General features: G+C 72.8%; 20 protein-coding genes and 1 pseudogene. 11 read left to right on the forward strand and 10 right to left on the reverse strand.

Annotated elements, in window-relative coordinates; genetic code table 11:
• The 6 genes and pseudogenes from ABD352_RS57710 to ABD352_RS27380 form a co-directional block, all read right to left on the reverse strand.
• Nucleotides 1-1,831 (reverse strand): annotated as a pseudogene (locus ABD352_RS57710) (condensation domain-containing protein); the annotation flags it as partial.
• Nucleotides 1,828-3,498, reverse strand: coding sequence for a condensation domain-containing protein (locus tag ABD352_RS27360; RefSeq protein ID WP_344615353.1), 1,671 nt, complete (start codon nucleotides 3,496-3,498; stop codon nucleotides 1,828-1,830). The pseudogene ABD352_RS57710 and the gene ABD352_RS27360, both read right to left, overlap by 4 nt.
• Nucleotides 3,495-4,421: a TauD/TfdA family dioxygenase gene (locus tag ABD352_RS27365; protein WP_344615354.1), complete on the reverse strand. Its 927-nt coding sequence runs from the start codon at nucleotides 4,419-4,421 to the stop codon at nucleotides 3,495-3,497. The genes ABD352_RS27360 and ABD352_RS27365 overlap by 4 nt, the downstream gene beginning before the upstream one ends.
• A gap of 11 nt (nucleotides 4,422-4,432) precedes the next feature.
• Nucleotides 4,433-4,663: a hypothetical protein gene (locus ABD352_RS27370; RefSeq protein ID WP_344615355.1), complete on the reverse strand. Its 231-nt coding sequence runs from the start codon at nucleotides 4,661-4,663 to the stop codon at nucleotides 4,433-4,435.
• Nucleotides 4,660-6,507: a non-ribosomal peptide synthetase gene (locus ABD352_RS27375; protein ID WP_344615356.1), complete on the reverse strand. Its 1,848-nt coding sequence runs from the start codon at nucleotides 6,505-6,507 to the stop codon at nucleotides 4,660-4,662. Before ABD352_RS27375 ends, ABD352_RS27370 begins: the two co-directional genes overlap by 4 nt.
• A gap of 1 nt (nucleotide 6,508) precedes the next feature.
• Nucleotides 6,509-7,855 (reverse strand): MFS transporter, encoded by a 1,347-nt coding sequence (locus ABD352_RS27380; protein WP_344615357.1) that lies wholly within the window; start codon nucleotides 7,853-7,855, stop codon nucleotides 6,509-6,511.
• Nucleotides 7,856-8,132: 277 nt separating this feature from the next.
• Between ABD352_RS27380 and ABD352_RS27385 the strand changes: the two genes are divergently transcribed.
• Genes ABD352_RS27385 through ABD352_RS27405 form a run of 5 tightly spaced genes read left to right on the forward strand, consistent with a single transcriptional unit; the run spans nucleotide 8,133 to nucleotide 15,588 of the window.
• Nucleotides 8,133-9,491, forward strand: a complete 1,359-nt coding sequence (locus tag ABD352_RS27385) for a B12-binding domain-containing radical SAM protein (protein ID WP_344615358.1) — start codon at nucleotides 8,133-8,135, stop codon at nucleotides 9,489-9,491.
• The gene (locus ABD352_RS27390) at nucleotides 9,484-10,191 is read left to right on the forward strand and encodes a hypothetical protein (protein WP_344615359.1); all 708 of its coding nucleotides are present in this window, start codon (nucleotides 9,484-9,486) and stop codon (nucleotides 10,189-10,191) included. The genes ABD352_RS27385 and ABD352_RS27390 overlap by 8 nt, the downstream gene beginning before the upstream one ends.
• 10 nt (nucleotides 10,192-10,201) lie before the next feature.
• On the forward strand, nucleotides 10,202-11,200 hold the full coding sequence (locus ABD352_RS27395; protein ID WP_344615360.1) for a TauD/TfdA family dioxygenase: 999 nt from the start codon (nucleotides 10,202-10,204) through the stop codon (nucleotides 11,198-11,200).
• Between the two features lie 13 nt (nucleotides 11,201-11,213).
• Nucleotides 11,214-14,741, forward strand: a complete 3,528-nt coding sequence (locus ABD352_RS27400) for a non-ribosomal peptide synthetase (protein WP_344615361.1) — start codon at nucleotides 11,214-11,216, stop codon at nucleotides 14,739-14,741.
• Nucleotides 14,742-14,769: 28 nt separating this feature from the next.
• Nucleotides 14,770-15,588, forward strand: coding sequence for a phytanoyl-CoA dioxygenase family protein (locus ABD352_RS27405; RefSeq protein ID WP_344615362.1), 819 nt, complete (start codon nucleotides 14,770-14,772; stop codon nucleotides 15,586-15,588).
• A 318-nt stretch (nucleotides 15,589-15,906) separates the two neighbouring features.
• Here the strand turns inward: ABD352_RS27405 and ABD352_RS27410 are convergent, their stop codons facing one another.
• Nucleotides 15,907-16,869 carry a hypothetical protein gene (locus ABD352_RS27410; protein WP_344615363.1) on the reverse strand — a complete coding sequence of 321 codons (963 nt, stop codon included), beginning with the start codon at nucleotides 16,867-16,869 and terminating at the stop codon, nucleotides 15,907-15,909.
• Nucleotides 16,870-16,994: 125 nt separating this feature from the next.
• On the opposite strand from ABD352_RS27410, the gene ABD352_RS27415 reads away from it, so the two are divergent.
• Nucleotides 16,995-18,563: a nucleotidyl transferase AbiEii/AbiGii toxin family protein gene (locus ABD352_RS27415; protein WP_344615364.1), complete on the forward strand. Its 1,569-nt coding sequence runs from the start codon at nucleotides 16,995-16,997 to the stop codon at nucleotides 18,561-18,563.
• Nucleotides 18,564-18,925: 362 nt separating this feature from the next.
• Here the strand turns inward: ABD352_RS27415 and ABD352_RS27420 are convergent, their stop codons facing one another.
• Nucleotides 18,926-19,834, reverse strand: coding sequence for a helix-turn-helix transcriptional regulator (locus ABD352_RS27420; protein WP_344615365.1), 909 nt, complete (start codon nucleotides 19,832-19,834; stop codon nucleotides 18,926-18,928).
• A gap of 126 nt (nucleotides 19,835-19,960) precedes the next feature.
• Between ABD352_RS27420 and ABD352_RS27425 the strand changes: the two genes are divergently transcribed.
• Nucleotides 19,961-20,992, forward strand: coding sequence for an aldo/keto reductase (locus ABD352_RS27425; protein ID WP_344615366.1), 1,032 nt, complete (start codon nucleotides 19,961-19,963; stop codon nucleotides 20,990-20,992).
• Between the two features lie 170 nt (nucleotides 20,993-21,162).
• On the opposite strand, the gene ABD352_RS27430 is transcribed toward ABD352_RS27425, so the two are convergent.
• Nucleotides 21,163-21,651 (reverse strand): VOC family protein, encoded by a 489-nt coding sequence (locus ABD352_RS27430; RefSeq protein ID WP_344615367.1) that lies wholly within the window; start codon nucleotides 21,649-21,651, stop codon nucleotides 21,163-21,165.
• Between ABD352_RS27430 and ABD352_RS27435 the strand changes: the two genes are divergently transcribed.
• Nucleotides 21,650-22,657 (forward strand): helix-turn-helix transcriptional regulator, encoded by a 1,008-nt coding sequence (locus ABD352_RS27435; RefSeq protein WP_344615368.1) that lies wholly within the window; start codon nucleotides 21,650-21,652, stop codon nucleotides 22,655-22,657. The genes ABD352_RS27430 and ABD352_RS27435 overlap by 2 nt on opposite strands.
• Before the next feature lie 154 nt (nucleotides 22,658-22,811).
• On the opposite strand, the gene ABD352_RS27440 is transcribed toward ABD352_RS27435, so the two are convergent.
• Nucleotides 22,812-23,396, reverse strand: a complete 585-nt coding sequence (locus ABD352_RS27440) for a TetR/AcrR family transcriptional regulator (RefSeq protein WP_344615369.1) — start codon at nucleotides 23,394-23,396, stop codon at nucleotides 22,812-22,814.
• Between the two features lie 90 nt (nucleotides 23,397-23,486).
• Here ABD352_RS27440 and ABD352_RS27445 point away from each other — a divergent pair, with 90 nt between their 5' ends.
• The 3 genes from ABD352_RS27445 to ABD352_RS27455 all read left to right on the forward strand — a co-directional run bounded on the left by ABD352_RS27445 (nucleotide 23,487) and on the right by ABD352_RS27455 (nucleotide 26,900).
• On the forward strand, nucleotides 23,487-24,452 hold the full coding sequence (locus ABD352_RS27445) for a ketopantoate reductase family protein (RefSeq protein ID WP_344615370.1): 966 nt from the start codon (nucleotides 23,487-23,489) through the stop codon (nucleotides 24,450-24,452).
• Nucleotides 24,453-25,281: 829 nt separating this feature from the next.
• On the forward strand, nucleotides 25,282-26,088 hold the full coding sequence (locus tag ABD352_RS27450) for a hypothetical protein (protein WP_344615371.1): 807 nt from the start codon (nucleotides 25,282-25,284) through the stop codon (nucleotides 26,086-26,088).
• The gene (locus ABD352_RS27455; protein ID WP_344615372.1) at nucleotides 26,085-26,900 is read left to right on the forward strand and encodes a hypothetical protein; all 816 of its coding nucleotides are present in this window, start codon (nucleotides 26,085-26,087) and stop codon (nucleotides 26,898-26,900) included. The genes ABD352_RS27450 and ABD352_RS27455 overlap by 4 nt, the downstream gene beginning before the upstream one ends.
• The last annotated feature ends 31 nt before the right edge of the window (nucleotides 26,901-26,931 follow it).

Below are 26,931 nucleotides of genomic sequence, written 5' to 3' on the forward strand. Positions count from 1 at the left end.
GCCCGGCGGTGAGCAGCGCCACCGCGCGGCGGTCGCGCAGGTCCGCCGCCGGCCGGGCCGGCGGGTGGGGGCCGTCGAGCGGCACGTAGGCCGCGCCGGCCTTGCCCACGGCCAGCAGCGCGACCACCGCCGGCGGGCCGTCCAGCAGTACGCCGACCAGGTCCCCGCGGCGCGTGCCGGCGGCGATGAGGTGGTGGGCGAGCCGGTTCGCGGCCGCGTCCAGCTCCCGGTAGGTCAGCCGGGCGGCCGGGCCGTCGCCGCTGCCCTCGACGGCGACCGCGTCCGGCGTGCGGGCCGCCTGGGCCTCGAAGAGCCGGTGCAGCGGCCCGGCCGGGATCGGGGCCGCGGTGTCGTTGGCGTCCAGCAGCAGGCGGCGCAGCTCGGGGCCCGGGATGACGGGCAGCGCGCCGATCGGGCGGTCCGGGTCGGCGGCCGCGGCGGCGAGCAGTTCGGCCAGGGAGCCGGCCAGCCGGGCCGCGGTGGCCGGGTCGAACAGGTCGGCGGCATAGTCGAGGATGCAGTCCAGCCCGTCCGGCGTCTCCCAGACGTTGAGGTCCAGGTCGAACCGGGTGGCGGTGGCGTCGCCCCAGATCAGCTCGACGGTGACCCCGGACAGCGAGGCCTCGACCGGCGGCATGTTGTGCAAGCCCAGGTTCACCTGGAACATCGGGTTGCGACTCAGGTCGCGCTGCGGGAACAGCCGCTGGGCGATCATGTCCAGCGGCGTCTCCTGGTTGGCGTAGGCCGACAGGCAGGTGTCCCGGACCTGGTGCAGCAGGGTGGTGAACGTCGGGTCGCCGGTCAGGTCGATGCGGAACAGCAGGGTGTTGGCGAAGAAGCCGATGAGGTCGTGCAGCTCGCGCTGCCGGCGGTTGGCGATCGGGCCGCCGATCACCAGGTCCGGCTCGCCGCCGTGGCGGAGCAGGGTGGCGGCGAACGCGGCGAGCAGCGTCATGTAGAGGGTGGCGCCGCACCGGCGCCCGAGGTCGCGCAGGCCGTCGGCCAGCGCGGCCGGCAGCGTGAACGCGTGGGTGGCGCCGCGGTTGCTCTGCACGGCGGGGCGGGGCCGGTCCAGCGGCAGGCTCAGCCGCTCCGGGGCGCCGCTGAGCCGGGCCGCCCAGAAGTCGAGCTGCGCCCGGGCCGCCGCGCTCTGCTCCCAGTCGCGCTGCCAGCGGCTGTACGCGGCGAACTGCATGGGCAGCGGCGACAGCGGCGAGGGAGCGCCGGCCTCGAACGCCTCGTAGAGCGCGCGCAGCTCGCGGGCGAAGACGCTGAACGACCAGCCGTCGAAGACGACGTGGTGGAACGTGCCGAGCAGGATCGACTCGTCGTCGCTCAGCCGGAGCAGGAGCAGGCGCAGCGGCGGCCCGGCGACCAGGTCGAAGGGGGCGGCCGCGGCGTCGTCCTGCAGGCGCCGCGCGGCCTGCGCGCGCTCGGCCTCCGGCAGGTGGCGCAGGTCGACCACGGGCAGTTGACGGGGGCGCGGCGGCTCGACCCGCTGCACCGGCCAGCCGTCGACGACGGGGAAGCGGGTGCGCAGGATGTCGTGCCGGGCGGCGATCTCGTCCAGGCAGCGGGCCAGGACGGCGACGTCGAGGGGTCCGGTGAGCCGGTGCGCGCAGGCGATGTTGTAGAACGCGCTGTCGGGCTGCAGGTCGGCCAGGAACAGGATGCGCCGCTGTGCGAAGGAGGCGGGGGCGTCGCGCCCGGCCTCGGCCGCGCCGTGGTACATCGCCGGCGTCGGGGCCAGGCCGCGCTGGGTGAGCTGGTGCAGTACCACATCGCGCTGCTCGGGCGGCAGCGCCCGCAACCGGTCGGTCGGCGCGCTCATGCCAGGTCCTCCAGCAGCTGCGACAGGGCGTCGTCCACGGTGACCGCCGCGGCGCGGCGCGCCTCGACCGCGGCAGCGGTGCCCGCGACGGTCGGATCTGCGAAGAAGCCGTCCAGCCGCAGCTCCACGCCGAAGCGCTCGTGCAGCAACGTGAGCAGCACGGTGGCCAGCAGCGAGTGCCCGCCCAGCTGGAAGAAGTTGTCGTCGCGGCCGATGCTTTCGCGGCCGAGTACCTCGGCCCACATCGCGGCGACCTCCTCCTCCAGCGGGCCGGCCGCCTGCTGCGGGGCCTGGGCGGTGGCCGGCCCTGCGGCGGCGGGCCGCGGGACCGGCACCGGACCGGGCGTGCCCTCGATCGGCCGGTCGGGGTCCGCGGCGAGCTCGCGCAGCACGGCGATCCAGCCGGCGGCCAGGGCGGCGACGCTCGCCTCGTCGTAGCGGTCCGTGGCGTACTCGACGTAGCCGCCGGCGGGCTCGATGGTGAAGACGAGGTCGAACATGGCCGGCGCGGGCTCCGGCGGCCGGAACGCGGCGGCGAGGCCCGGCAGTTCGAGCTCGGTCGTCATGTTGATCATCTGGAAGACGACCTGGAAGAACGGGTGCCGCTGCGGGTCCCGCGCCCCGCCGCGCAGCTCGACGAGGCGCTCGAACGGGGCGTCCTGGTGGTCGTAGGCGTCCTGACAGGTCGCGGCGGTGCGGCGCAGCGCCTCGCGCAAGGTGGGGCGGCCGTCCAGCCGGGTGCGCAGGACGAGCATGTTGACGAAGAACCCGACCGTGTCCTGCAGCTCCGGCCGGTGCCGGCCCGGGCTGGTGCCGCCGACGACCACGTCGTCGCGGCCGGTCCAGCGGTACAGGAGCACGTTGAAGGCGGCCAGCAGCACCATGTACCGGCTCGCGCCCTCCCGCCGGGCCAGCTCGTCGAGCGCGCCCAGCAACCCCGGGTCGAGCGCGAAGTGGTGCAGCCCGCCCCGGCGGGTCGGCACCGGGGGCGGCGGGCGGTCGGTGAAGAGGTCCAGGGCCGGCAGGTCGGCGGTCTGGCGCAGCCAGTAGTCGAGGTGGACGTCCATCCGCCCGGCGTCGAGGGCGCGGCGCTCCCAGGCGGCGTGGTCGGCCTGCTGCAGCCGGGGCGCGGGCGGCTCGCCGGGCTCGCCGGCGACCAGCGCCCGGTAGTCGGCGGCGATCTCGCGCACGACCTGGTCGAGCGACCAGGCGTCGACGACGATGTGGTGCAGCACGAGGACCAGCACGTGGTGCTCGTCGGCCGGGCGCAGCAGCAGCGCCCGCAGCAGCGGCGCGGTGCGCAGGTCGAAGGGGTCGGCCGCGGCAGCCCGGACGAGGTCGTCGGCGAGCCGGTCGGCAGCGGGCAGGCCGCGCAGGTCGACCATGCGCAGCCGGGGCTCCCGGCTCGTGATGATCTGCCGGAGGCGGGTGCCGCGCAGCTCGAAGCGGGTCCGCAGTGCCTCGTGGCGGCGCACGCACCGGTGCAGCGCCTCGGCGAGCGCCGGCGCGTCGAGCGGGCCGCGCAGGTCGACCGCCCGGTTGACGTGGTAGGAGGAGCCGACCGGCAGCATCCGGTCCAGCAGCCACATCCGGGTCTGGGCCGTGGAGGCGTCCGCCGCGGCCACCAGCTTGGTGGCCGCGGGTGCCGGCTGTCGGGCGGCTGTCACGACGGGGCTCCGTGGGGCTCGGCCATGGCCACCGCGATGTCGCGCGGGCCGGTGAACGGCTCGCGCCCGTGTGCGGTCGACATGTTGTCGACGACGAGCACGTCGCCCGCCTCGTAGTCGAACCGGGTGGCCGCCCCGCGGTAGGCGGCGCGCAGGTGCTCCAGCACGTCGGGCGGGATGGCCCCGCCGTCGCCGTAGTAGGTGTTGCTGGGCAGGCCGGCCTCGCCGTAGAGCTCCAGGAGCCCGTCGCGGACCGGTGCCGGCAGCGTGCTGACGTGGAAGATGGTCGCGTGGTTGAACCAGCTCGCCTCGCCGGTGCCGGGGTGGCGGTGCACGGCGTCGCGCACCGCGGTGGTGCGCAGCCGCGCCGGGCCCAGCCACTGTGCCCGGATGCCGCCGGCCGCGCAGATTCGCTCCACCTCGTCGGGGTCGTGGGTGCCGAAGACCTCCGGCCAGGGCAGGCCGAACTCTTCGCCGAAGTTGCGCACCACCATCCAGCGGCGGCGGGTGAACTCCTCCACGACGGCAGGGTCGATGGCGGCGAGCACCCGGCGGGTGTCCGACAGGGGGGTCGCGCCGCCGGCGCCGGGGGCGGTGCGGCAGTAGAAGTAGAGCGTCAGGGGCCACGAGAGCTGGTAGGAGTTCTCGTTATGGAAGAAGATCTCCTCGCTCGGCGGGTAGTCGGTCGAGGTGTAGACCCGGCCCTTGATGGTGCTGCGCGGGGAGGAGCGTTCGGTGTACGGCAGCGGCTCCCCCGACAGCGCGGTGACCGCGGCCTGGAAGCCGTCCACCCCGCCGGTGTCGAAGCCGCGCAACAGTACCGCGCCGTGCTCGTGCAGCCGCCGCCGGACCTCCTCGCGATGGGCGGCCGACCAGGTGGCGAGCGCACGACCGTCACCGGCGATGACGTGCAGGAGATCCATGCGGTGCTCCTTCAGGTTTGTGGGACGTCGAAGCCCAGCTCGCGCGCGCAGAACTCGCTCCACCGCGGGTCGGCGCAGCGCCACAGCTCGCCCTCGTCGGCCGCGGCCGGGGCGGCGACGACCGTCAGGTCGTCCTTGAGGTAGACCACGGTGTCGTCGCCGAGCCCGGCGCCGGCGTCCCAGCCGGGGAACCGGCGCAGCTGGCCGAGCAGGTAGCCGCGGCAGTAGCTGATGGTGTTCACTCGTCCTCCTCGATGAGCTCGCGCGGGACGGGGACGATCTCGTCGTAGGGCCCGGCCGGCGCGAGCGCGTCGATCACGGCCGCGAACCCGGCCACGGTGGGGTTGGCGAAGAGGCTGCGCACCGGCGGCTCGACGGCCCAGCGGGCGGTGACCAGCGCGATGAGGCGCATGGCCAGGAAGGAGTCGCCGCCGGCGGCGAAGAAGTCGTCGTGCACGCCGGGCGCCGGCCCGTCGAGCACCGTGGCCCACAGCCCGGCCAGCTCGCGCTCGGTCGCGCTGCGGGGCGCCACCGCGGCGGGCGCCGGGGCGACCGCGGCCGACGGGTGCCGGGCCAGCGCGGCCCGGTCGAGCTTGCCGTGCCGGGTGATGGGCAACTGCTCGTGCACCGTGAACCGCTCGGGCCGCATGTAGTGCGGCAGCCGCCCGCGCAGCACGGCGGCCCAGTCGGTCGGCGCGGCGGGGTCGGCGACCACCAGGTGTGCGCGCAGGCCGCCGTCCGCGGTGACCGCCGCCTCCCGCACCCCGGGCAGCCCGCGCAGCGCCGCCTCGATCTCGCCGAGCTCGACCCGGTAGCCGTTGACCTTGATCTGATGGTCCTGCCGGCCGAGGAACTCGATGTGCGGGCCGCCCGGGCCGGTCCGCAGCCGCGCCCGGTCACCGGTGCGGTAGAGCCGGCGGCCCGGCTCGTCGCTGCGCGGATGCGGGACGAAGGACGCCGCCGTCGCCGCCGGGTCGCCGTTGTAGCCGCGGGCCAGGGTGGGGCCGGCGACGTAGATGGTGCCGGTCGCGCCGGGCGGCGCGGGCTGCAGCTCGTCGTCGAGGATCCAGATCTCCGTGCCCGGCAGCGGGGTGCCGATGAGCACCGCGTCGCCGTGCTCCTCCTCGGCTGGGCTGACGTAGCAGGTGCTGTCGATCGAGGCCTCGCTGAGCCCGTAGCAGTTGATCACCGTCGTGTCGGGCCCGCCCAGCCGACGGATGCGGACCAGCTCGGCCGCACGGTAGGTGTCGGAGCCTACGATGATCATCTTCAGGAAGCTCAGGCTCTGGCCGGTCGCCTCGGCGTGCCGGACCAGCGCCCGCAGCACCGGCGGGACGAAGTCGGCGGCGTCGACGCCCTCGCGCCGCAGCAGCTGCAGGAGGCGGTCCGGCCGCAGCAGTACCTCCTTGGGGCACACGACCAGCTTCGCCCCCGTGCACAGCGCACGGACCAGTTCCCCGAGGTAGCCGTCGAAGCCGAAGTTGGCCATCTGGGCGTGGGCGGTGACGGTGCCGCGCAGCGCGAACGCGCGCTCCCAGGAGCGGTAGGTGGTGAGCAGGCCCTCGTGGGTGGACATCACGCCCTTCGGCACCCCGGTGGAGCCGGAGGTGTACACGACGTAGCCGAGGCTCGCCGGGACGATCGAGCGCGGCGGCGGCGCGGCGGCCCGGTCCTCGTCGCCGCCCAGCACCAGGACGGTGACCCGCTCGCCGAGCACGGCGGCCAGCTCCGCGGCGAGGTGCGGCCGGGTCACCACGACCCGGGCCGCGCAGTCGGCCACGATGAGCCGCAGCCGCTCCGGCGCGTTCTCCATGTCCAGCGGCACGTACGCGGCGCCGGCCTTCCACACGCCGAGGACGGCGACCAGCGCCTCGGCCGAGCGCTCCAGGAACACCCCGACGCGCGCCTCGGTGGCCACGCCGAGCCGGGCGAGGCGGTTGGCCAGGTGGTTGGCCCGCTCGTCGAGGTCGCGGTAGGTCAGCCGGTCGGAGCCGGCCACCACGGCGGGCGCGTCGGGCGGGCGGCTCTCGATCAGGTCGAGCACCGTGGTGACGGGCCGGGTCGTGGCGGGCAGTGTCGTGGTCATGTCAGCTCACCGCCTCCTCCAGCCGCTCCGGCCGGCGCTGCCTGATCGGCGTGGCCAGCGCGGCCAGTGCGATGGCCACGCAAGCGGTGCCGCCGACCACGCAGGTGGCCATGACCCCGTAGCGGGCGGCCGCCGCGGTGAGGGCGGCCGCGCCGATCGGGCCGAGGGAGTTGTGCAGGGTCCAGAACGCGGAGGTGACCCGGCCCAGCAGGTGGTCGGGGGTCACCTCCTGGCGCAACGACATCGAGGCGATGCCGGCCCAGCCGGTGGCCACCAGCTGCACGGTGGCCAGGACACCGACGACGATCACGCTGCGGGTCAGGCCCAGGCCGGCGATCGTCACGCCGCACAGCGCCCAGGAGCCGATCCAGCAGCCGCCGAAGCCGAGCCGGTCGCGGACCGGCGCCACCGTGCTGGCCGCGAGCAGCGAGCCGAGCGTGGCCGCGGCGAGCACGTAGCCCACGACGCCGTCGGAGCGGCCGAGGTCGTGCTTGAGGTAGTAGATGATCAGGTCGGTGAGGCCGGTGGTGATGAACAGCAGCAGCGACAGCAGGACCGTCAGCGAGCGCAGCACCGGGTGCCGCCACAGGAACGTGACGCCGGCCAGGAAGTCTCTGACCAGGGCCCGGCGCCCGGTGACCGCCGGCGGCGCACCGCCTTGGCCGGTCGGCGCTTCGGCGGCGTCCGCGGTCGCGGCGTCAGGGGCAGCGGGGGCCAGCGTCGTGGGCCTGATCCGGATCAGCACGAGGCCGGCGGCGGAGGCGGCGAAGGTCGTCGCGTCGATGGCGACCGCCCATGCCGGGCCGAACGCCGCGGACAGCAGGCCGGCCAGCATGGGGCCGGCGACGCTGGCCACCGCGTAGCTTGAGTAGAGGTGCCCGTTGGCCCGGGTGATCTGGCCGGCCGGAACGAGTGCCGGCACGACCGTGACATAGGTCACCTGAAATTGCTGGGCGAACGCGCCGGCCAGCGGCACGACCACGTAGAGCAGCCAGATCTGGGGCGAGACCAGCCAGACCACGGCGACGAGGCCGTACAGCACGAAGCGCGCCACGTCGCAGGCGATGAGCAGCCGCCGCCGGTCGGCATGGTCGGCGATGTAGCCGGCGAAGATGCCGGTGACGACGGACGAGGCGCCCACCAGGGCCGTGACCACGCCCATCTGCACGACGGAGCCGGTGGCCTGCAACACCAGCAGCGGAATCGCCACGAACGAAAACGAATCGCCAAGCGCCGATAGAGTTTGGCCGGCGAGAAAAATCTGGAAATTCCTGCTCCGCCACAGGCTGACGCCGCCCCCGTTGGACATCAGCACTCCTTCCCGGTGTTTTGGTGCGGAGAACCGCATCAATAGAACAAGCGGATGCACGGACTGTCAACCCCGTGTCACACAGGGGTTGACGTCGATGCTTCGTGGGGTTTAGGTGTAATGGTCGGACGCGCGGAGCACATCCGAGCGTAACGGCATGACTACCGAGTGTAGCAACCGCAGCCGTAGAACGGGGACTACGATGCGCATTGCCTTTGTGCATACACCCATGTCTTCCGTGGCCTTGGATGAGCGCCGCGAATTCTGGCAGAATTTCGATTTCCAATACAACTCGACGCATCCTGGACTGCGCCCGATGCGGCGCAACATGTGGGAACTACCGCACTGGATGCACTGGCTCGGCGGCGTGCTGCTGGCCCACGGCCACACCGATCTCGGGGTGGTCGATCTCTACTCCGAGCCCGGCGCGGTCGGCGAGCTCGGCACGCTGAACTCGGAAACGGTCCGGGCGAGCCTGCGGGCCCGCCCCGCCGACGTCTACCTGTTCTCGCCGATGACCGTGAACCTGCCGTTCGCGTACCAGATCGCCGAGGAGGTCAAGGCCCTCACGCCGGACGCCGTGGTGGTCTTCGGCGGGGTGGCCGCCACGCCGCTGGCGGCGGAGGTGGCCCTGCATCCGGCGGTCGACTACGTGGTGGTCGAGCGCGGCGAGATCGCGCTGCCCGAACTGCTGCGGACGCTGACCCGCCGCGGCGACCCGCGCGCGGTGGGCAACCTGGTCTTCCAGGCCCGCGACGGCGCGCTGGTGCGCACCGGATTTCGCTACCCCGATGTGCCGGCCCGCGAGATTCCCTTTCCGGCGGTCGACCTGTTCGACGCATCGGCCGGGCAGGACATCCGATACCTGCGGCAGGTTTATGCATTGGGCTGCCCATACAAGTGTACTTTCTGCACGATTCAAACGATCGGCCGGAAGCCGGACTACTTTCCCATCGACCGGGTGCTGCGCGAAATCCGCAGTTACCGGGAACGTTACGGCACGCATCACAATATTTACTGGGGCGACGAAACATTCACCCTACACCCCGAGTACACATTGCAGCTGCTCGCCGCGCTGGAGAGCGAAGGCGACATTCACTACGACTGCCAGACCCGACTCAACTGCCTGACCGACGAGCGCGTGCTGCGCGCCCTGGCGGCCAGCGGCTGCCGATGGGTCGAGATCGGCCTGGAGACCGGCGTGCAGGGCAGCCACGAGCAGCACAAGCACCACATGAAGCTCAGCCCCGTCGAGGACGTCCTGCAGCGGATGCGCGACGCCGGCCTGGCCGCATGCGCCTTCACGGTCAACGGCTTCCCCGACCAGACGCTCGACGACATGCGTCGCAGCGTGGAGTGGGTGTGCGACCTCATCGACCGCGACCTGCTGCAGGCCTCGTACCTCTTCGGGCTGGTGCCGTACCCGGGCAGCGCGATGTTCGACGACCCGGCCCGCTTCGGCATGACCCTGCTGCACCACGACTACGGCCGCTACCACGAGGATCTGCCGCCGGTCTTCGCCACCGAGCACGCCACCCCCGACCAGGTCTACGAGGTCTTCCTCGACTCGGTCGGCATGCTCGCCCAGGCGATGAGCAAGCGGCCGTACTTCGGGGCGCCCGCGGCCGTGCCCGAGCACGGCTACGGCGCGTTCTGGGCCGGCGCCCATGTCTAGCCCACACTGGCGGCCGCTGAACGCGGGAACGAAGGCGCTGGTGCTGGCCGTGCACTTCGACCCGGGCGCGGGCGGGCCCGGCTTCGCCGACCTGGCCGGGGACCTCGCCGGCGCGCGGCTGTACGAGACCCTCCCGCCCCGCTCGGCCGGCGCCTTCGACGAGGAGTCGGAGCCGGTGGCGTACATCCGGCCGTGGCTCGCCGAGATCCCGGCGCTCGGTGCGCCGGTGCGGGCGGTGCTCGGCTACTGCGCCGGGTCGTCGCTGGCCGGGATCCTGGCCGCGCAGATCGCCCGGGCCGGGCTGGGCGACCCGCCGCTGCTGGTGTTCGCCCCGCAGCGGGTCGACGCGGCCACGCTGGCCACCGAGTTCTGTGCGGCGATCGACCGCCTGGCCGCCCAGCTGTCGCCCGACGAACTGGCCGCGGCGCGGCACAGCGCCGCCGCGGTCCAGGGCGAGGCCGACCTGCCGGCGGCGGCCGGGGCGCTGGAGCGCGCCTACCGCACCGCGGTGGAGGCGGCCACCGCGCGGCTGGGGGTCGCCCCGGCAATGCGGCGCCAGCTCGGCGACCGCTTCGCCACCTACCTGGCCTACCTGGTGGCCTGCGCCCGCGCGGCGTCCGTGCAGCTGCCGGCGCAGGCCGTCCTGCCCCACCCGCCGGGCGGCGCGGCCGAGCGGGTCCTGGCCCTGCTGGCGCACTAGGAGGCATCCGATGGTGAGAAGGATCGACCCGCGCGCCCTGCGTCCGGTCCCCGTCGAGCCCGCCGCGGCGGTCGTGCGCGAGGGCACGGGCCTGCCGCTGGTCCTGCGCCCCGCCGGCGACGACGTCGACCTCGTCGAGTGGGCCGGCGCCGAGCGGGAGGCGCTGGAGGCCGAGCTGCTGCGCCACGGCGGCCTGCTCCTGCGCGGCTTCGGCGTGACCGAGCCCGCGGAGCTGGAGCGCTTCGCCGGGCTCTTCGTCGACGAGCTGTTCGCCGACAACGGCGAGCACCCGCGGGCCCAGATGGGCGGGGGCGTCTACACCCCCGTGTTCTTCCCGCCCGAGGAGCGGCTGCTCTGGCACAACGAGAACTCGTTCAACCGGCAGGCGCCGGCCAAGATCTGGTTCTGCTGCGCCCGACCGGCCGCCTCCGGCGGGGAAACCCCGCTGGTGGACAGCCGCGCCGTGTACGACCGCCTGGACGCCGGCCTGCGCGACGAGTTCGCCGCCAAGGGCGTCTGCTATGTGCGCAACTACGGCACCGGCATCGGCCTGGACTGGCCGGACGTGTTCCGGACCGGCGACCGGGCGCAGGTCGAGGCCCGTTGCGCGGCCGAGGGGCTGCGCTGGCAGTGGCGCGGCGACCGGCTGCGCACCGAGGCCGTGCGCCCGGCGGTGGTCCGCCACCCCGGCAGCGGCGCCCGGTCGTGGTTCAACCAGGCCCAGCACTGGCACCTGGCCTGCCTCAACGAGCGGACCCGGGCCTCGCTGCTGGCCACGTTCCCGGCCGACGAGCTGCCTCGCACCTGCACCTTCGGCGACGGCTCGCCGATCCCGGACGCGGCGATGGCCGAGATCCTGCGGGTCTACCAGGAGCTCGAGGTCGTCTTCCCGTGGCAGGCCGGCGACGTGGTCATGCTCGACAACTTCGCGGTGGCGCACGGCCGCAACCCCTTCACCGGCCCGCGCTCCCTGCTGGTCGCGATGGGCGACATGCGCACGGTCGACTGAGAGGACACGGGGAATGACGGCGGGGTATCGGCTGTCGGTACAGCAGCGGCGCCTGTGGCGGCGGGCGTGCGGCCCGGCCCGACTCCGGCTGCGCCTCGGCGGGCCGCTCGACGCGGACCGGCTGCAAGCGGCGCTGGACGCCCTCGTCCGGCGGCACGAGCTGCTCCGCAGCACCTTCGAGCGGGCCCCGGGGCGGCGCACCCCGGTCCAGGTGGTGCATCCGGACGCGCCCGAGCCGCCCGCGCTCACCGCCGACCTGCGGGCGCTCGGCCCCGGCCGGCACGCCCTCGAGCTGACGCTGAGCGCGCTGGCCGCCGACGCCGAGTCGCTGCGACTGCTGGCCGAGGACCTGGCCGCCGAGTACGGCGGGCGGGCGGAGGAGTCGGACGTCCTGCAGTACAGCCAGTTCGCGCAGTGGCAGCACCACCTGGCCGAGGAGGAGCCCGACGAGGTAGCCCGGGCCACGGCGGTCCTGCAGCGCCGGGCCGACCCGGCCGAGCTGCGTTTCCCGCTCCAGCTCGCGCCGGCGTACCCGGCCGGGACGGACCCGGCCGGGTCGCGGGCGCCGGCGGTGGTGCGCCGTGCGCTCCCGGGCGGTGTGCGCGCCTACGCCGACCGGTGCGGGGTCCAGCCCGACGCGGTGCTGCTCGCCGCCTGGCAGGTGCTGCTGTGGAGGGTCACCGGGCAGAGCCCGGTCACCGTCGGCACCGCGTTCCGCTCGCGCTCCCAACCCGACCTGCAGGGCTGCCTCGGCCCCCTCACGCGCTGGCTCGGCGTGCCGGCCACCGTGGAGCGCACCGCCACCTTCGCCGACGTCGTGTCCGCGACCGCGCGCGAGCTGGACGAGATCGAGGAGGTCGAGGAGTACCTCCTGGGCGCCTACGAAGCCGGCACGCCCCGCTGGGACGCGGCGTTCGCGTGCCGGCCCGCCCCCGCGCCCACGACGGCGGGCGGCGTCACCTTCGCCGTCGAGCTGGCCGAGGTGCCGGACGAGCCCTTCGACATCGGGCTCGAGTGCCAGATCGGCCCCGCCGGCGGCACCGCGGTGTGGCGCTACCGCGACGAGCGGTTCACCCCCGCGTACGTGCGCGGCCTGGCCGAGCAGTACGACGACCTGCTGGGCGCGCTCGTCGCCGCCGGGCCGGCGGTGCCGCTGAGCCGGGCCATCCCGCCCCGGGCCAGGTCCGGTGCGGCCCTGCACGAGCTGTTCGAGGAGCAGACGGCCCGCAACCCGGACGCCGTGGCGGTCACCTCCCCCGGGCGCGCCCTCACCTACGCCGAGCTCAACGGGCGGGCCAACCGGCTCGCCCGGCAGCTCGCCGGGCAGGGCGCCGGCCCGGAGACGCTGGTCGGTGTCTGCCTGGAGCACACCGCCGACCTGCCGGCCGCGCTGCTGGCCGTGCTCAAGGCGGGCGGCGCCTACGTGCCCCTCGACCCGGCGCTGCCCCGGCTGCGCATCGCGGAGCTCGTCGAGCGGGCCGGCTGCCGGACGCTCCTGGTCGACGCCGGCACCGCCGAACGCTGCGCCGGTCTCGCACCCACGGTCCTGAACCTCGCCGATGCCTCTGCCGATGCCGGCGTCGGCGACGCCGGCGGCGCGGACCTGCGCCGGGCGGTGGACCCGGACCAGCTCGCCTACGTCATGTTCACCTCCGGCTCCACCGGGGAGCCCAAGGGTGTACTGCTGCCCCACCGCGCGCTGGTCAACTACCTGCAGTGGGCCGCCGGGGCGTACGGCGGCGAGCGCGGCACCGGCGCCCTGGTGCACTCCTCGGTCTCCTTCGACCTGACCGTCACCAGCCTCTTCGCCCCGCTGCTGGCCGGGCGCACGGTGGCGCTCGACCCCGCCTGGCGCGACGTCGGGGCGCTCGCCGCCGAGCTGCGCCGCCGCCGCGACCTCAGCCTGCTCAAGCTCACGCCGTCGCACCTGGCCGTGCTCAACGGGCTGCTCGCGCCGGCCGACCTCGCCGGCACCGCACAGGCCCTGGTGGTGGGCGGCGAGGCGCTGTCCGGCGCGGCCGTGCGGCCCTGGCGGGGGCACGCGCGCGTCTTCAACGAGTACGGCCCGACCGAGGCCGCCGTCGGCTGCTGCGTGTACGAGGTGCGCGCGGACGCGGGCGACGGGCCGGTGCCCATCGGCCGGCCCGTCCCCGGCACCGAGGTGCTCGTGCTGGACGAGCTGCTGCGCCCGGCCCCGGTCGGCGTGCTCGGCGAGATCTACATCGGCGGCGAGCAGCTGGCCCGCGGCTACCTCGGTGCGCCCCGGCGCACCGCCGAGCGGTTCGTGCCCCACCCGGCCCGGCCCGGCGCCCGCCTGTACCGCACCGGCGACCTCGGCTGCCTGGACACCGACGGCGAGATCCGCTTCCACGGCCGGCGCGACGAGCAGGTCAAGGTGCGCGGGGTGCGGGTCGAGCCGGCCGAGATCGCCGCGACCCTGCTTCGCCACCCTGCCGTCCGCGACGCCGCAGTGGCCCCGGGCGAGGCGCTCGCGGCCTTCCTGGTCCCGGGCGACGGCGGTCCGATCCCGACCGAGGCGATCGCGGCCTTCCTGCGCGAGCGGCTACCGGCGTACATGGTCCCGGAGCGCTACGCCTGGATCGAGCGCATCCCGCTCACCGCCAACGGCAAGACCGACCAGGCCGTCCTCGCCGCCCATCAGGCCGCCGGGGCCGCGCTCGGGCACGGCACGGCGGCGCCCCGCGATCCGGCCGAGGCCGCGGTCGCCCGCATCTTCCAGGAACTGCTCGGCGTCGAGGGGGTCGGCGCCCACGACGACTTCTTCGCCCTCGGCGGGCACTCGATGCTCGCCGTGCAGCTCATCGCCAAGCTCAACGCCGAGTTCGGCCGGGGCCTGCCGGTCGCGGTGCTCTTCCCGGCCGACGACCTCGACGGCGGCGACCGGCCCACGACGGTGGCCGGCCTCGCCCGCCTCGCCCGCCTCGCCCGGGGCGACGCGGCCGCCGCGCCAACGGGGCGGCTGGTGCTGCTGCGCGCGGGGACCGGGGCGCCCGTGTACGTGCTGCCCGCGGCCGGCGGCGACGCGCTCGCCTTCCGGGAGCTGACGCCGGCCTGGGACTCCCCGCGGCCGCTGTACGCCCTGCAGCCCGGGGTCGCGCCGAGCATCGAGGCGCTGGCCGCCGCCGCGCTGGAGGAGGTCGCCGACGGGCCGTGCACGCTGGCCGGCTGGTCGATGGGCGGCCTGGTGGCCTTCGAGATGGCCCGCGCGCTCGGACCGGCGGCGCGGCTGGTGCTGCTGGACAGCTACCTCGCGGCGCAGCAGACGCCCGACGACTCCGGCGACGAGCTCTACCGGGCGCACGCGCGCGCGGTGGCCGCATACGACCCGGCGCCCCACGATGTGCGGGCCACCCTCGTGCAGGCGGCCGAGCAGGACGCCGGGCTACGGGCGGCGGCGGTCGAGGCGTGGACCCGCGCCTGCGGGGCGCCCCCGGCGGTGCATGTGCTGCCGGGCGGGCACTTCTCGCTGCTGCGCCGGCCGCACGTCGAGCGGCTGGCCCGGCTCCTGCCCGGCCTGTAGGCGACCTAACCCACCGTGAGGAGCGCTCATGCTGACCCCGACGGAGCTCAAGCAGTACCGCGAGGCGGGCTATCTGCTCATCGAGGACGGCCTCGGCCCGCGGGAGGTCGACTGCCTGCGCCGGGCGGCGGCAGCCCTCTACGCGCAGGACTCGCCGGACCGCACGCTGGAGAAGGACGGCCGCACCGTGCGCGCGGTCCACGGCTGCCACCGGCGCGACCCGGTCTGCCGCGACCTGGTCCGCCACCCGCGCCTGCTGGGCCCGGCGATGCAGATCCTGTCCGGCGACGTGTACGTCCACCAGTTCAAGATCAACGCGAAGGCCCCGATGACCGGCGATGTCTGGCCGTGGCACCAGGACTACATCTTCTGGGCCCGCGAGGACGGCATGGACCGTCCGCACGTGGTCAACGTCGCGGTCCTGCTCGACGAGGCCACCCACCTCAACGGCCCGCTGCTGTTCGTGCCGGGCACCCACGAGCTGGGCCTCATCGACGTGGAGCGCCGCGCTCCGGCCGGCGACGGCGACGCGCAGTGGCTGCCGCAGCTCAGCGCCGACCTCGACTACGCCATCGACGCCGACCTGCTGGCCCGCCTGACGGCCGGGCGGGGCATCGAGTCGGCCACCGGCCCGGCGGGCTCGATCCTGCTGTTCGACTCCCGGATCGTGCACGGCTCCGGCACGAACATGTCGCCGCACCCGCGCGGCGTCGTCCTGGTCACCTACAACCGCACCGACAACGCCCTGCCGGCGCAGGCCGCTCCGCGCCCGGAGTTCCTGGCCGCCCGCGACGCCACCCCGCTGGTGCCGCTGCCCGCGGGCTTCGCGCTGGCCCAGCCCGTCTAGGCTGCCGCAGGCGGCGCACGGCCCACCTCAGCGCAGGCCGAGCAGCCGCCCCACGCCGGCGGCGAAGCGGATCAGGCCGCGCAGGCCGAGCGGCGGGCGAGGCGAGCATTGTCGGGCTGCCCAGTCGTCGTGTCGTGGGTGACAGCCCGTGGCGGCTCTTCTGACGGCCCGCGACGGATCACGGTCATGTTTGCCGATGGGACGTCACGGTCGTGTGCCCGGACGGTCGAAAATCACCAGAATGGTGCTGATGGCCTGTCGCGGGGTGTCGGTGGTGCGGTCGCCGGCATTCCTCGGCCGCGCCGGGGCCGGTGCGTCTCACCAGGCCGTGCGGGCGTTGACGGCCGAGGCGGCGGACCGGAAGGCGGCCACCGGTTCGCCGAGATAGCACCACGGGAACTCGGTGACCAACTCGCCGATGGCCAGAAACTGCATCGCCGCCGCCTCGTCGTCGCCGGCCGCCAGAAACGCGACCGCGAACGCGTTGGCGTCCAGGGCCCAGTCCCGGCGCCGCACATAGCGGCGGTGCCGGACCGACTCGCGGGCCGCGTCGTTGAGCGACTCCCGCACCGCCGCCGAGCGGATGTAGTCACGGCTAGGCGCGCCACCGAGGTCCAGCCAGTGTTCAAGGTGCGCCAGGGCGACGAGCGTGCCAAGACGGCTGCCCTCGCCTGCGTCCCGCGCGGCCCTCTCGGCGAACGCGCGCATCCGCTCCGGCGAGCCGCCCCACTTCCGGCAGAGGTTCTGCAGCATCGCGGTGTGGGCGCGGTAGTTGTCCGGGTCATGCGCGACCGCCGCATCGAACCGGCGCCGCTGCTCGTTCGCACTCAGACCCAGGCCACGGGCGACGGTGATCAGGCCAGTCCAGGCCGTGACATTGGCCGGCTCCCGGCGTACCACCTCCTGCAGGCAGTACTCGGCGAGTTCCAACCGCTGCCGGAACAGCACCCACCGCTCAGGCGGGACGTACGCGGCAAAAAGCCCGGTGCGAGCCTCCCAGGCCCACGCGATCGCCCGGTGACCGCGCACGAGCAGCGCCAGGGGATCGTCCGGTCCGTGCTCGATCACATGCGCCAGCCAGTGCTCGGTGCCGGGGACCTGGGCCGCGACCGAGACCAGGAAGTCGAGATCCTCCTGTGCCCGCTCGGCGGCCAGCATGGGCCGCGCGGCAAGCCAGTCTCCGGCGGCCAGCGCTGCCCACAGCCACCGGGCGTCGGCATCACCGAGCGTCGGGTCGAGGCCGGGCGCCACGCGCCCTGCGGACCGCCGGAACAGGGGCATGCGCGCATCCTCCAGCCGATGCGCCGATCAGCCGGCGCGGCAAGATCGTACGCCCGGACGGCGAGGTCGGGAGGTCCACGGGCGGTCCCCACTGGGCGACGACTGTCAGTGGCTACGCTGGCCCGGTGGCCGAGATCACCGGGGCGTTCGAGATCCATGTAACCGTCGAGGCGCACCACGGCACGGACCTCGCCCGGTTCGCCGAGAAGCACGACGTCAAGTTCCTGCACATCGTCCTGGACCGCGGCCGGTTTCCGTCCCAGCCGATGCTCACGCTGCCGACGCACGGCACCCTCGCTCAGGCACGGAAGACGGCCGCCACGTGGCGGGAGCGGCTACTCGAGCACGGGCTCGTCCCGGCCCGGCTGAAGATCGAGGCGGCGCCGTGGTGCGACGGGCTGCCGCAGACCGACGACGAGGCCGCCGGGGAGCCGGCGGGGCGCTACTTCGAGCACCACGTGAAGCTCGCCCTGCCGGCCACCCCTGCCGCCGCTATGCAAGCGGCCGCCGAGATCGGCGCGGCTCACGACGCCCGCCTGTCGCGCAACGCGCGGCGCCGCCACGACGGCGGCGGGCAGGAGCGGTTCCTCACCCAGCGCTGCCACCACGTCGGGCTGGACACCGCGACGCAGCGGCTCCAGCGGCTCACCGCCGCGCTCCGCGACGCGGGCCTCGACGTGGTCAAGGTCGAGCAGGAGTACGTCGTCGAAGACTCCAACCTCGGCCACGACCGCGGCTGGATCACCCGCGAGCCCGAGTCCTGGCGCAACGAAGCCCGTGAGGCCACGATGCGCTCCGCACGGGCCGGCTCCCCGCACTACCCGCCCACCTACCTGCCGGTGCCGGCCGACGGGTCGGTGCGGCAGACGGCGGCGTTCGACCCGGCCATGCGGCAGTACCAGAACGCATACCGGGCCGGTGAGCCCGCCTTCGCCGACGAGGGCACCGGCCGGCGGTGGCGGCAGGCCCGCCGCGTCGCCCTCGAACACGCCCTCGGCGCGATCGCCCGCAGCCGCTGGGCCGGCCACCTCGTACTGCGCGGCAGCGTCACGATGGCCGTGTGGGTCGGCGACGCCGCGCGCGACCCCGGCGACCTCGACTTCGTCGTCACCCCGCACACCATCACCAGCGGCAGCGACCAGGCACGGGAGCTGCTCGGCGGCATCACCGACGCGATCGCCGCCGACCCCGGCGCCGGCCTGCGGCCCGACCGCGTCGTCCACGCGGAGATCTGGACCTACGAGCGCGCCGACGGCCGCCGCCTCGCCGTACCGTTCACCACCGGCGACGGCGGCCCCAGCGGCAGCATCCAGATCGACGTGGTCTTCGGCGAGCCGCTGCCGCTGCCGCCCGAGCCGATCACGCTGCCCGCCATCGACCGGCCGGTCCCGGCCGCGCCGCCCGAACTCGCCCTGGCGTGGAAGCTGCTGTGGCTGGCCACCGACACCTACCCCCAGGGCAAGGACCTCTACGATGCGGCGCTGCTGGCCGAACTCGCAGCACCCGACCTGCACTTCGTCCGCGACCTGCTGCGCCCCGAGTTGGGCGCCGAGGCCGACACCTTCTGCGCTGAGAGCGTGCTGGCGCTGACCGTCGACTGGCCGAACTTCACCGACGAATACCCCTGGGCCGGCGGTACCGAGGAGCAGTGGCGCTGGCGCCTAGCGCTCGCCCTGGAGCGCGCCTGGGGGTAACGCCGCGGACCGGAACGCTGAGCCTCCTGGCTCCCTGGGGCCGCCGCCCGGCTGCTCGGCGGCCCCGTCACAGGTCCTGTGCGACCCACGGCGGTCGCGAAGCCGCCAGGTTTTGGGCCGCGTCATCGTGACGGGCCGCTTCGAGCACGCGGACGGTGGACCATCGCCGTCGGCCCGGCCGGTCGATAACGCCTGAAGGCCAGGGCGGCCAGCACGAACGCGAGGCAGAGCAGGACGATGCACAGCAGCGCGGCGAGTAATGGGACCTCTCCCGTGACTGATCGAGGATCAGCAGTTCTGGGTGGGTTGTCCGTCGCCGTACGGGATCGGCGGTGTTTGTGTTGTTGTTTTGTTGCCGTAGCTCATGAGGTCGGAGCGCGCTCTGGTAAAGCCGCCCGAGATGGGGTGGCTGACCAGCTGGCGAGGAGTTTGAGTCGGTCTTCGGACGCGGTGCCGGGTTCGGCGGTGTAGATGATCAGGTTGTGCACGGCTCGGCTGGACAGGGGCAGGTCGAGGTGCTGGAAGGTCAGTTCCAGGTGGCCGACCTCGGGGTGCTGGAGTCGTTTGATGCCGTCGTGGCGGATCAGGACGTCATGCGCGGCCCATTGGTCGCGGAACTCGGGGCTGAGGGTGGACAGCTCGCCGATGAGGTCGCGCAGCGCCCGGTCGCGGGGCTCGCGAGCGGCCTCGGCGCGCAGCAGGGCGGCGGTGGCGTTGCCGGCGGCGTCCCAGTCGACGAAGAAGTCGTGTGCGCCGGGGTCGAGGAAGATGTAGCGGGCGATGTTGGGGCGGCCGCGTTTGTCGATGGTGGCGCTGTCGAACATCGGCGCGTACAGGGCTCGGGCCAGGGGGTTGCTGGCGATGACGTCCGTGCGGCCGTTGCGCACGAACGCCGAGGACATCGTCATGGAGTCGAGCAGCCACTGGACTCGGGGCGGGACCTCGACGTCCCGGCGACGCGATGGCGTGCGACTCCCGGCCCGCGATGACTGGGCCAGGTCGAACAGGTAGGTGCGTTCGTCGTCGTCCAGTCGCAGGGCGCGGGCGACCGCGTCGAGGACGTCTTCGGACACGCCGCCGATGTGACCCTTTTCCAGCCGCGTGTACCACTCTGTGCTCACGCCGGCGAGGACGGCGACCTCCTCGCGCCGCAGCCCGGCGACCCGGCGACGGGCGCTGGTCGGCAGTCCGGCCTGCGCCGGGGTGATCTTGGCGCGCCGGCCGGCGAGGAAGTCCCGGATCTCGCCGCGGTTTCCGGGCTGCTGGTCCATGTCCTTCACGGTATCCGCCGGTCGCGGCGCGAGAGGGGTAGAGGTTGTACCCCCCATAAACGCGACCTTCTCCGGTAGCGGCGATCGCGGTCTTCTGGGATCGAACGCGTAACGGAGGTAGGGGACATGACGAGCAAGACGCTGACAGTGCCGGCGGTGGCGCTGGGCACGTGGGCCTGGGGAGACAGCGGCGAGGCGGGCGACGGCTATTTCGGCAGTCAGCTGACCGCGTCCGGCCTGCGCGAGGTCGTCGAGACGGCGCAAGCAAACGGGTTCACCTTGTGGGACACCGCGGTGGTGTACGGCATGGGTCACTCGGAGACGGTCCTCGCTCAGGCGCTGAAGGGCTACGCCCGCAGCGAGTACCAGCTGTCGACGAAGTTCACCCCGCAGGCCGCGGGCGACGGCGACGATCCGGTCGCGGAGATGCTGGAGCAGAGCCTCGACCGATTGGGTACGGAATATGTGGATCTGTACTGGATCCACAACCCCGCCGACGTGGCCCGCTGGACGCCGCTTCTGATTCCGCTGCTGCGGAGCGGCAAGATCAAGCATGTCGGCGTCTCGAACCACAACATGAAGGAGATCGCTCTTGCCGACCAGATCCTCGGCGAGGCCGGCTTTCGCGTGGAGGCGGTCCAGAACCATTACAGTCTCCTGTACCGCAGCTCCGAGCGCGCGGGCATTCTCGATCACTGCCGCGAGCACGACGTGCGGTTCTTTTCCTACATGGTCCTCGAGCAGGGAGCGCTGACCGGCAGGTACGGCCCGGCCCATCCGTTGCCCGCGGGCAGCAACCGGGCGGCCGCGTACAACGGCATCCTGCCCAAGCTCCAGACGCTGACGGACAGGATGCGCGCGATCGGCGGGGACCGGGGCGCGTCCGCCGCCGACGTCGCCACCGCCTGGGCCATCGCCAAGGGCACCACCCCGATCATCGGCGTCACGAAGGCGAGTTACATCGACGGGATGGTCCGAGCTCGCGGCATCGAGCTCGCCGACGAGGAGATCGTGGAGCTGGAGGCGCTGGCGGACGCCGCGGACGTCGACACGCGCGGCTGGTGGGAGCACGAGATGACCTTCGAAGGACGACTCTCCGCAGGTCGTGAGTACGTAGGCCCGGGAGCGGCAGCCAAGGCAGGTGCCCGTCCTCGGTAATCACTCGGCGCCGGCGGCGTACCGGCCTGGACGGCTGGCCATCGCCTCAGGGATGACCACGGGGGCCTGGTCACCATGCCGGGACGTCCCGTGGGGCTCGATCAGTCCGACCCCCGGCCGGTTGCGGTCCGGCCCTGGTGGTAACTCGAGGCTCTCCGCGCGGCGACGGTCTAGTGTTGCTGCCGGGCGATCGCCTCGGCGCTGACCGGTGTGAACAGGTTGACCAGCGTTCCGTCGGGGTCGCGGAACAGCAGTGATCGGTTGCCCCAGGGCATTGTGGTCGGGGCTTGAACGAACTCGCCGATCATGTCGCGCAGCCGGGCGAACTCGGCGTCGACATCGTCCACGCGGAACTCGATGATTGCCGTCCGGTTGGCGGCGGGCTCGGCCGAGCCTTCGCCGAAGAGCTTGACCGTTGCGGTGCTGCCGATCGCCAGCGTCGCCCCCGGCAGAGCGATCTCAGCGAAGTCAGGCGTGTACCGGCGGGCGGTCTGGCCCGTGACTTGCTCGTAGAACTCGGTGAGACAGCCGACCTGGTCTGTGATGATGCGGACCGACACGAATTTCATGACGTTGCTCCTCGTTGCGGGTTTGGCAAGCAAGAGGCTAGGTCCGATACCGGGCACAATCCGCCCGGTATTGAGGAAGAATCTGACCATGACACGGCCGACCTCACGGGTGCTCGCCCTCCTCGAGATCCTGCAGGCCGGCGGCACTCACACCGCTTCTGACCTGGCTGAACGCCTCGGCGTCGACGAGCGCACCGTACGCCGCTACGCCGAGCACCTGCTTGATCTGGAAGTGCCGGTCGAATCGGTACGCGGCCGCTACGGCGGATACCGGCTGGCGCCCGGATTCCGAATGCCACCGCTCATGCTGACCGATGAGGAAGCACTTGCCGTCCTGCTCGGCCTGGTGGCAGGCCGCCGAGCCGGCCTGGTGCCGACATCGGGGGAAGCTGCCGCAACCGCGGCCGCCAAGGTGCGCAGGGTACTGCCCAAAGCGCTGGCCTCCCGGCTCGATGCACTGTTGGCGACCACTGACTTCACCGCACCGGGGCTTGAGGTGCCGACGCCGGAGGCCTCGGTCATGCTGCGGCTGGCGGAAGCGACGCGACAGCACCAACCCGCGGTCATCAGCTACACCGACCGCACCGGACGCCGCAGCGAGCGCACCGTGCATCCCTACGGGCTTGTGACGCACTCCGGGCGCTGGTACGTGACCGGCACCGACTCCGCGTCCAGAGCACTGCGTACCTTCCGGCTCGACCGCATCGTGCAGGTACGAATCGCGCAGGGCACCTTCGCGGTGCCCGAGGGCTTCCAGCCCGCCGACGTGGTCCTGACGAGCCTGGCCGGCACGCCATGGCGGCATCAGGTCGCCGTCGCCGTGCAGGGCACCGCCGACGAGGTACGGGCGCGTCTGCCGCACGGAATCGCCAGCGTCGAACCCGATGCCGGCGACGGCCCGGACTGGGTTCTCGTGCGGCTGCGGGCGGAGCGACTCGACTGGATTCCCGGCGTCCTGGCCGGGCTCGGACTGCCCTTCGTCGTGCGGGAGCCTGTGCAACTCCGCGAGATCGTGCGCGCGTGGACGGACCGCATCGCCGGATGTGCAGCCGCAACGTCTCCGCAGGAGGCGATCGCCGCCTGGGGACCGAGGTGATCAGCGCTGTTCGCCGCGCCTCCGGCCCCTGCACCACAGTCAGCGCACCACAAATCATTCGGGAATGACGGCTCAACTCGCCACCCGGGCGGAATCGTCAAGCTCAGGTGCACACTTCTGCCGCCGTTGGTGCGCGGCGGCGGGCCAGGGCTCGTCACAGCCGGTGACTAGCACGACGAGGCAGCAGCCCGTCCAGCACGAGGGAGATGACACCGTCGGCCTCGGCCCGCCAACCGGGGCGGTCATGGGCCGCACCGATGCCATGCAGCGCCATCATCACGGCACCGGCACCCACGTCGTCGCGAACGGCGCCGTCCCGCACGGCGGCGGCCACCAGGTCGGCGACAGCCTGCTCCAGCGCCCGGCCGCCCTCGGCGAGGGCACCCGAGCGATCGGCCATGAGCGTGGCCAGCGTCCGGGCCAGGCCCTCGTGGGCATCCATGTGGTCGACCATGCCGCGCAGGAAGGTCGCCAAAGCCTCCGCCGCGGGCAGCGTGGCCTGTAGCTGGCGGGCGCGGTCGCACAACGCGGCGACCTCCCCGTGGTAGACCGCCTCGGCCAGTGCCTCCCGGGTGGGGAAGTGGCGGTACAGCGTGCCGGTGCCCACCCCGGCCAGGCGGGCGAAGTCGTCGAAGCGCAGGTCGAAGAAGTCGCCGGCGTCGAAGACCTCTCGCGCCTTGGCGATCAGGACATCGCGGTTGCGTTGGGCGTCGGCCCGCAGCGGCTTGTCGGCGGTCATGCACTACCTCGCGTTGACAAATGGAGATGGCCTCCATATTTTGGAAAATGGAGATAACCTCCAGATCGATCGTACCCCACGAGGTGCAGCGTGAAGATCCTGATGTTCGGCCGAGGCGTGATCGCCACCGTCTACGGCTGGGCCTTGGAACGGGCCGGACATGACGTCGAGTTCTACGTCCGCCCGGGCCGCGCGGCGACGTACGGGGACACGACAGATCTCGACCTGCTCGATACACGGCGCCGGGTGTGGGGGCAGCGCGTCGTCGAGAAGTGGCCGGTGCGCTACCGCGAGGAACTGCAGTCAGACCACGACTTCGACCTGATCGTGCTCAGCGTGCCGCACCACCGCCTCGCGGAGGCGACGGCCTTCCTGGCGCCGCGCGTCGGTCAAGCCACGGTGCTGGTCTTCGGCAACATCTGGACCGAGCCGCAGGCCGCTATCGGCGCCCTTCCCGTCGACCAGGTCGCATGGGGCTTTCCCCAGGCCGGTGGCGGCTTCGGCGAGGACGGCGTGCTCCGCGGGACGCTGCTGCCGGCAGTCATCTTCGGCACCCTCGGCCAGCCCCCGACCGACCGGGAGCGGGCCGTGCGCAGGGTGTTTCGCGACGCCGGGTTCCGGCCGCGGGAGCGACCCGACTTCCGCGGCTGGCTGTGGATCCATTTCGTGTCGAACGCGGGCCTGCACTCGCAGGGCCTGCGGCTAGGGTCGTTGGCCAAGCTGGCTGGGTCGACGGGCGCGTTCCGCGAGGCGCTGCTGGCCGGCCGTGAACTCCTGCCGCTTCTTGAAGCGCGAGGCCTCGACCTGCGACGTCACCGGGGCGGCGGGCTGCTGTTCCGGGCGCCCACCTGGCTGACGGCCCCCACGCTCGCCTGGCTGACCGCTCATGTCGCGCTGGTGCGCGTGAATTTTGCGGCGCACTCCGACGCCGAGGCTCAGGAGCCGCGGGAGATCTGCCGGGACACCCTGGCGGAAGCACGACGGTTGGGCGTCGCGGTACCGCGACTGGAAGCGGCGGAACCGCACTTCGCCCGTGAGAAGACGGATCGAGTCTGAACCCCACCGATGTCGTCGGTCCCGGTGGTCCGTTGCGGTTTTTTGGTCCGTCGCGTCCGGAGCCAAACCCGGTCGCGCCGCTCGACCAACTACCGTTCACACACGGCTTTTCGCTGTCCAGCCTCTATCGCCTGTCCGTGACATCGTCTCCCTCCCCTGCATCGATCCTGGATCCGTCCTCGCCGGGGTCGAGATCAAGGTCGCGGCGCTGATCGGGCTGCTGCAGCCGTTGGGCGGTGGTGGCGGCCGTACGATCTCGTCGTGGCCCGGAGTCGTTTGAGGGGCCGACAGAATGCGGCGCCGTCCGGGAACCGCCGACGTGACAGTTCCTGAGTTCTTCCATCTTGCGGTCGGCGTGTCGGTCATCTCGCTCACGCTGTAGCAAGGGGCGTTGCTGGCCGATCCGAACGGCTTCGGGTTCGAATGTGGACGGACCTCCATATCGCGATTTGAGCTGGCCCCTGCGGCAAGTCCGGTCTACGGCGATGGGCTCGAAGGCGGGGACCCGTAGTAGCTGGGCACCGTTACGCTGTCATGGGAGAACGTCAATCCGCTCTCGTTGGCTGTATCGAGAGGAGTTTGCGTGCCCGGCCGTAGTAAGGGTCGCCCCAAGCACAAGCAGACCGAGGCTCGCCGCCGTTCCGGACGCGCCTCTTCAGCTTCAGCGCCTGCGGGGGCCGCCGAGGCGGTTCAAGCGCCGGCTGGTCATCGGCCCTCGCTCGAGCCCTCGCACGAGGGCAGCGTTTTACCATCAATGCTTGACCGGCCTGAGTCACCGACCGGTGATTCAAGTGCAGCTACCAGGGGAAATCGCATCCGGTCTCGGGTGGTGAGCGCGGCCGGCGCTGCTGCCGTCATTCTGGTCACCGCCGCTGTCTCGTATGTCCTGGCCGCGAAACAGGGCGCGCGGGAACAGCAGGGAGCCATCGACGCTCAGCGCGTCACGGCGGAGGGCAAGCCTGCCTTATCGGCCTCGGTCGAATTCGACTACGGCGACCAGGACGGCAACACCTGGGTGGCTCCGAACAAGGTCTTTGCCGGCGAGCGCGAGCTGGCCGGGGACGCGAAGCAGAAGCTGGCGGGTGCCGGAGGCTTTGAGCTGGGCACACCGCCTCCCGGCCATCCCAAGGGTCAGACGGCCACGCGGCTGCGCGTGACGATTGTCGGGCAGCGGTACAACGGTGTCGTCGTCAATGACATCAAGGTCCGGGTTCTGCGCCGGGCGGCACCGTTGCATGGCAGCCTGCTGCTCGGCCCGGCTCAGGGCGACGAAGCGGTGTCCCAGGTGGGATTCGACCTGGACTCGACCGACATGCCCGCGCGTGAGATCGAGCCCGACGGCAGGCTGGGAACCGGCTATTGGCGCGGGCACCGGTTCATCAAGCTGGCGCAGCACGAACCGCAGGTGATCGAGGTGACCGCGCTGACCGCTCGAGACTACTGCGAGTGGGTCCTCGAATTCGACGTCGTCGACACCGAACATGTGACGAAACCCGAGGTGGTGGAGGTCCGCAACAACGACGGCACGCCGTTTCGCAGCACGCCCGTGGCAGGCAGCTACGACGAGCGGTACGACTTCGATTTCCCCACGGCGAAGTGGCGGCTCGCGGACAGCGGGCAGGTGCTCGACTGGTGACAAGGCAGCGGATCGTCATCCTCTCCCTCGCGGTGATCGTCGGATTGTCCCTCGGATGGGCCGTAGCACGGCTCAAGCCGTCGCCCCAGGCAACCGGACCCGCCGCGCACGCCCAGGACTCCACGCCACCCCCCGATGCCGGCAGGGCCACCGACGACTGGACGCCCGTCGGGGCATCGCTCAAGGTGCGAACACGCGGCCAGGAGCCGGGCACCTGGTGGGTACTTGCCCTGGCCGGACCGTTGCCCGCCACGGCCGAGGCAGCCGGCAGTACCTGCTCCGACGCCTACTACTGGACGCTGGAGCACGGCGGTGCACAAACCGCCGACTTCGCGATGGTGCTCGAGGTGAAGGCGCTGGCCGACACCGACGTTCGGATCGATCGGATCGCCGGCCGGCTCACCGGACATCCTGCGGAGACCGGCACCATGTACGCGGACTGCGGCACCGCCGATACCGAGACACCGCCCGGGTTGACCGGTGACGAGATATGGCTCTCGAACGACCCACAGAACGCCGACGCGGTACTCGGCCCAGATGAGGGGCTCACCGCCCCGCTCCCGGCCGGGGAGGTCCACCGCAGGACGCTGCACGTCATGCAGGCCGGCGGACCCGAGGACAGCCTGTTCGTGCTCGACATCGGCCTCGTGGTAGACGGGCGGGCGTACCAGATCACCCTGGACGATCACGGCAAGCCCTTCCGGCTGCGCAAGGTCGCGGGTGGAATCGGCTTCATCCCGGCGGCCTACCACTGGCGACCGGCACCAACCCCTGGGTTTTCACTGGAGCCCTCGTACACGAGATCGAACTGATCGGGGTCGCCACGACGAGCCTCCGGCGAGC

Source organism: Dactylosporangium salmoneum (assembly GCF_039532525.1).
GTDB lineage: Bacteria > Actinomycetota > Actinomycetes > Mycobacteriales > Micromonosporaceae > Dactylosporangium > Dactylosporangium salmoneum.